This is a genomic window from Promineifilum sp. (SeqCode) (genome assembly GCF_041918635.1).
Taxonomy (GTDB): Bacteria; Chloroflexota; Anaerolineae; order Promineifilales; family Promineifilaceae; genus Promineifilum.
The window spans coordinates 1-5,821 of record NZ_JAYRVJ010000613.1 but is presented as its reverse complement, the minus strand read 5'-3'; the positions used below and the strand labels follow the sequence as shown (position 1 = coordinate 5,821).

At 67.1% G+C, this 5,821-nt stretch carries 4 protein-coding genes and 1 pseudogene; 4 read left to right on the top strand and 1 reads right to left on the bottom strand.

The window, feature by feature from the left end; all coding sequences use genetic code 11:
- The 3 genes and pseudogenes from ACE3UY_RS18205 to ACE3UY_RS18195 form a co-directional block, all read left to right on the top strand.
- A pseudogene (locus ACE3UY_RS18205) lies at positions 1 to 300 on the top strand (hypothetical protein); the annotation flags it as partial.
- A gap of 125 nt (positions 301 to 425) precedes the next feature.
- Positions 426 to 848: a DUF1801 domain-containing protein gene (locus tag ACE3UY_RS18200; RefSeq protein ID WP_374688904.1), complete on the top strand. Its 423-nt coding sequence runs from the start codon at positions 426 to 428 to the stop codon at positions 846 to 848.
- Between the two features lie 58 nt (positions 849 to 906).
- Positions 907 to 1,401: a cysteine hydrolase family protein gene (locus tag ACE3UY_RS18195; protein ID WP_374688903.1), complete on the top strand. Its 495-nt coding sequence runs from the start codon at positions 907 to 909 to the stop codon at positions 1,399 to 1,401.
- A 23-nt stretch (positions 1,402 to 1,424) separates the two neighbouring features.
- On the opposite strand, the gene ACE3UY_RS18190 is transcribed toward ACE3UY_RS18195, so the two are convergent.
- Positions 1,425 to 2,999 (bottom strand): choice-of-anchor Q domain-containing protein, encoded by a 1,575-nt coding sequence (locus tag ACE3UY_RS18190; RefSeq protein WP_374688902.1) that lies wholly within the window; start codon positions 2,997 to 2,999, stop codon positions 1,425 to 1,427.
- Positions 3,000 to 3,398: 399 nt separating this feature from the next.
- On the opposite strand from ACE3UY_RS18190, the gene ACE3UY_RS18185 reads away from it, so the two are divergent.
- On the top strand, positions 3,399 to 5,821 hold a 2,423-nt coding region (locus tag ACE3UY_RS18185), incomplete at its 3' end, for an Ig-like domain-containing protein (protein ID WP_374688901.1).

The window sequence follows — 5,821 nt, the reverse complement described above, 5'->3', positions numbered from 1 at the left end:
GTCGGCGTCTTTGGCGCGGCGCTGGCGGCGCTGGCCCGGCTGGGCGGCGGGACGGTTACCTTCCTCGACGCAGCCGTGTCCACCTTCCTCATCTTCACCGTCTTCAACCTGGTAGACTTGTTGCTCATTGACTGGCTGCTCGTCGTTACCCTCCGGCCGCGCTTCGTCCTGATTCCCGGCACAGAGAGCCTGGCCGGCTACGGCGATTATAGCTACCACTTCCGCGCTTTTCTGAAAGGAACCGCCGGCGGCGTTCTCCTGGCCCTCCTCGTCGCCGCCATCGGCGTGATAGTTTATTAACCCGGATTGGACGGATTATACGGATTGACCGTGAACTCAATCCGTATAATCCGTCCAATCCGTGAAAATCCGTGGTCAATTTATTCGCTTCTGCTATCGTACCCTACCTTGAACGGAGGCAGGATATGATGGCCGAGAACAAGACGCAGCCCACCGCGGTCAATCCGGTGGACTTTCTCAACACCGTCGAGAATGAACAGCGGCGCGCCGACGCGCTGGCCCTGCTGGAATTGATGCGCGACGTGACGGGCGAGGAGCCGGTCATGTGGGGCGACAGCATCGTCGGCTTCGGCCGCTACCACTATAAGTACGACAGCGGGCGTGAGGGAGATGCGCCATTAACCGGCTTCTCCCCGCGCAAGGCCAACCTGGCGGTCTACATCATGGGCGTCTCCGACCAGTACGAGGACTTGCGGCCCCAACTGGGCAAGCACTCCGTCGGCAAGGTGTGCCTCTACGTCAAGCGCCTCAGCGACGTAGACCCGGCCGTCCTGCGCGAGATGGTCAAGCGCTCCGTGGCCTACATGCACGCCATCTATCCTTCGTGAGACCTGACAGGTGGGCGCGCTGCGGCGGCGCGCCCACCTGTCAGGTCTAGAGGCGATCATGCACCTCGCCCTCCTCATCATCGACCCCCAAAACGACTTATTCGAAGCCGACAACCCCAACCTGCCAGCGTTCGAGGCCACCGTGCCCGTCATCAACGACGCTATCGCCCTGGCCCGCGAGCAGAACTGGTCGCTTATCTTCATCCAGCACACGTCGGAGCGCAAGCCGGCCGGCTCGCAGCCGTGGGAGATCAACGAGCGCTTCGACTGCCGCGTGGTCGATGTGCGCCTGGGCAAGACGCACGAGAACGCCTTCTGGAACACGGGGCTGGACGCGTTACTGCGCTCGCAGCGCGTGGACATGGTGGTCGTGGCCGGCTACGTGGCCGAGCGGTGCGTGCTGTCCACGGTGCGCGGCGCGGCCGAACGCGGCTATCGCGCCGCCCTCCTCGACGAGGCCATCGCCGGCCTCGATGACCGCTTCACCCAGTTCACCCTCGACATCTCGCCCCGCGTGACGTTGGAGGCGCTAAGGGCGATGTCGGGTTCGTAGTCAGGCAATTCATTGCCGTTCTTCTAATCCCTGGCCGTCACCGGCACGTAAATCCAGGAATCCAGATCGACGGGCGGCGTCAAGGTGGGTGACGGCGTGGCCGTGGCTGTTGGCCCCTCAACCGGCGTTGTAGCTGTCGCGGTAGGGGTTGCTGTCGGCGTAACCGAGGCCGTGGCTGTTGCGGTGGCCGTAGGGGCCGGCGTCGGCGTTCCGGGCGAGAGGCGCTCGAACGCGCCAATGTCACAGGCGGAGCCGGGCCGCTTGTCGCCATTCACCGGCCGGGCGTAACCGCGCTGGTCAACGGTCAGCGGGAGGCCCTTGTGATCGCGGCAGCCGGCCGGGCGGCCGGCGTCGATGGCCGGGCTGCTGAGCAGCAGGGCATGGGTGTCGGTCGGCCCGCCGTTGTCGGCCAGTGGTTGCAGCCCGGCCGGCGCGCCGGTGATGGTGTGGGCCGTCTGCCCGCTCAGCGCGCAGCCGGTTGTGTCCCCAATAAGGTTGTAATCGAGGCTATTGAATGCGCCAGAGCAGTCGGGGTGGATGGCCCCGAGAGCGCCGTTGTCGCGATTGCCGGCGATGATGGTGTGGCTCAGAGAGACCGCGCCCAAGGCGATGCGGATGCCGCCGCCGTCGCCAGTGATGTCGCCATCGGAGTTGGCCGTGTTGTCGGTGATGGTGACGTTATAGAGGCCGGCCGCGCTGCCGCTGCCCACCACCAGCCCGCCGCCGCTGCCCACCGCGGCGTTGCCACTGAGGGTGCTATTGACCATCATCAGGGGGCCGCTGCTGACCATGCCCGCGCCGCCGCTGGGGTTGGACGTGGTCATGTTGCCGCTGAGCGTGCTGCCGGTGATGGTCGCGGCGGCCTGGCTGTGGATGCCGCCCCCGGTGGCGGCGCTGTTGCCATGCACGCTGCTGTCGCGGAGCGTCAGGGTGGCCGAGCTCTCGACGTAGACTCCGCCGCCGGCCCCCGACGCCAGGTTGTTGTCAATGTAGGTGACGACAATAGTGAGGGCAGCGTCATTGCCGCCGAAGTAGATGCCGGCGCCGTGCTGGTTCGCGCCACCGAACGCCCGGTTATCGCTCACCTGGCTGTTGACCAGGGTCAGGTTGCCGCCATGGGCATAGATGCCGCCGCCATGCTCGCCAACGGGCGCCTCGCCGCCGGTGATGAGCACGTTGTTCAGCGCGACGTGGCCGGCCAGGATGTGGAACACGCGATCGACGCCATTGGCGTTGACGACCGTGGTGACCCGGCCCGCGCCATTGATGGTCAACGACTCCCGAATGTCCAGATCGCCGGTCACAGCCAGGTCTTCGCCCGACGCGCCGGGCACTACGTCGAAAAAGTAGTCGCCGGCCGGCAGGGTGATGGTGTCCACGCCGTCGCCCGCCAGGCAGGCGTCCACCGCCACGTCGTTGTTGGCGGCGAGAATCGCTTCACGCAGCGAGCAGTCGCCGTCGCTGTTGTTCTCGTCGGCCGTCGTGGTCACCGTGATCGTCGCCGCCCCGGCCGGCCGCGCCGCCCACAGCAGTGCGCCGCCGAATACCAGGAGCGCGGCCATCAGCATTAAGCGGTGTATGTTAGTTTGTCGGTTCATCGGTTCAAAACCCCTCTTGGAGAACTGGGAATTACGAATTAGGAATCAAGCCCATCGATGGGGGCAACACTCCTAATTCGTAATTCCTAATTCCTAATTCCTAATTCTCTTCGACTTGGCACGATTCAAACGTCTCGCACAGGATAGGCGAGCGGGGAAGATAGCGCATCGGGTGATACACCCTATATTGGGGCGCGCGGCTCCCTATATTGGGCCGGGGCGCGTCAGCCTCGCGTCGCCCTCCCGTCACGCAAGCGTCGAGACGCGCCGCCCGTTTTGTGCTATCCTACTATCAAGCCGGACTCTCAAAACAATTATGAATTAGGAATCATGAACTGGGGGTCACGCCGAGTATCCATTTTCATAATTCCTAATTCATAATTCTCTGGAAGGGGCGCCATGAAACGTTCGCTTCTCGGTCTCTTCGTCGTCCTCATTCTGGCGGCCGGATTGGCCGTCCTCGCCTGGCAGTGGGCCGGCGACCGTGGCGTCAACTGGTTTGCCGAGCGATTTGGGCCGGCGGCCACGCCCACCAGCGCGCCGACAGCCGTCGTCGCAGCGCCGCCCACGCCCTCGGCCACGCCTCCGCCGACGCCCATCCCGCCTACCCCCACCCCAGCCGCGCTGTGGGCCACACTCGACCCGGCGCTGAACCCCGACCGCGTGCCCGCCGCCGGGCCGCTGACCGTCCGCTTCCCGGAGCCGGTCAACGCCGAGGAAGTCCTCCGGCCACTCTCCTTCTCGCCCAACCTGCCCGGCGTCTTCACCTGGAACGACGACCACACCGCGGCGACGTTCGTCCCCAGCACCGGCTTTCGCCCCGGCGCGACCTACCGCGTGATCGCCTCGACCAACCTGCGCGGCGTCAGCGGCGCGACCTTCGATGGCCTGCCGAGCTGGAAGATCACCATCGCCGGCGCGCCCCGCGTTCTCCGACGTCAGCCAGCCCTATCGAACGACGACGACCGCCAACCCACCTTTCGCCTGACCTTCTCCGCGCCGATGGCCCGCGACACGGTGACCGCGACCGTCAAACCGGCTGTGCCGCTCGAACAGGGCTGGGACGGCGACGCCTACACCATCCGCCCGACCGAACTGCTCGATCCCGGCGTGCGCTATACCTTCACCGTCGGCGAGGGCGCGACCGATGATGCCGGCACGCCGCTGCGTGGGCCTGAGAGCTTCAGCTACACCCCCTATCCGACCATCCGCCGCGTCGACGGCCCCACCCCCACCAGCCCCAACGCGCCCCTGACCATCAGCTTTGGCTACCCAATGCATCCCGACGCCGCCGAAGCGCTGGTGGTTGAGCCGTCGCTGGAGGGAGAATGGCGTTGGGTGAATGAGAACACACTGGCGCTCGACGAGCCGTCGCTGTTGGGCAACATCGACTACGCCTTCAGCCTGAGCCGGGATGTACAGGACGCCGCCGGCAACCCCTTGCCCGCCCCGGCCGAGCCTGTCACCTTCACCGCGCCCACGCCCGTCGCCATCAGCCCGGCCGGAACCGGCGCGCACCCCGGCTCTGTGCTGCGCCTGGTGTTCACCCGGCCGGTGACCCGGGACACCGTCGCCGCCGCCTTGACCATCGCCCCGGAGATCGCCGGCGACGTGACCTGGGAGAACGAAACCACGCTCCTCTTCACCCCCGTCGGCGGCTACTGGCAACCCCAGACAAAGTACACGGTCACACTCGACGCGACGGCGACCGACGCCGGCGGCCATCCCCTCCTCGGCGCGCCCCTGGCCCACACCTTCACCACCGGCGCGGCCAACTCGCTGGCTGATTGGGGCATGGGGCCGCAGATTCAGGTGCTCGACGCCGACGGCCGCCGCGCCGTCCAGCTGCAAGTTGAGCAGCCGCAGTCGGTCACGCTCAACTTCGACCTGCTGCCGCTGACTCAGGAGGGCTTCCTCAACCGCCTCGTGGGCGAGGTCGTCTCCGGTTGGGAAGAGCCGGTGCTGATCCCCGACGACGGCCTGGCGCCCATCGCCTCCTGGACGACGCAGACCATCCCAGCCGACCCCGAGATGTGGAACAACGCGCAGGAGACATTGCTGCCGGCCGACGCGCCGGTTGGCCTCTACCTGCTACGGCTGGCCGGCGAGCCGCGCGACGCCAACCTGCTGCTGGCGCTGACGCGCATGACGCTGGTCGCCAAGCAGGCCGACGGGCAACTCGTCGTCTGGGTTACCGACATCGACAGCCGGGGCGCGAGCGGGGCCGACCCCGCCGCCGACCCGACCCAGGGCGCGCCCGTCCCCGGCGCGGCGGTGCAGGTCTACGCCCGCAACGGCCGGCTGCTGGCCGAGGGGCTGACCGACGAGCGCGGCATTGTCCGGTTGGCGCTGCCGGCGGAGGATCTTGACGACGATGAAGCCGCGCCCTACGTCGTCTTCGCCCGCGCCGGCGACGACGTGACCTTTAGCGGCCTGACGAATGAGTTGCAGAGCCGTGGCCCCTATTACGACTGGGGCTGGTGGTCCGGCGCGCCGGCGGCGATGACCCCGCCGGCCTTTGCCGTCCACATCCAGACCGACCGGCCTCTCTACCGCCCCGGCCACACCGTGCACTACAAGGCCATCGTCCGGCTGGAGGACGATGGCGCGGTCATCCTGCCGCCGGAGGGCACGCAGGTCATCGTCCGCTTGCGCGACGCCCGGAACAACGTCGTGCGCACCCAATGGCTGGGCACGGATGCCTTCGGCGCGGTCTACGACTCGTTCGACGTGGCCGAAGGGGCGATGCTGGGAACCTACGCCATCGAGGTGCAGCCGGTCGCGCCGGGCGGCGGCGCGGCCGAGAGCCACCGCCAGACGTT

Coding starts and splice junctions, on each gene's coding strand:
- ACE3UY_RS18200 (WP_374688904.1), top strand. CDS start 426: ATGATGGCCGAGAACAAGACGCAGCCCACCGCGGTCAATCCGGTGGAC.
- ACE3UY_RS18195 (WP_374688903.1), top strand. CDS start 907: ATGCACCTCGCCCTCCTCATCATCGACCCCCAAAACGACTTATTCGAA.
- ACE3UY_RS18190 (WP_374688902.1), bottom strand. CDS start 2,999: ATGAACCGACAAACTAACATACACCGCTTAATGCTGATGGCCGCGCTC.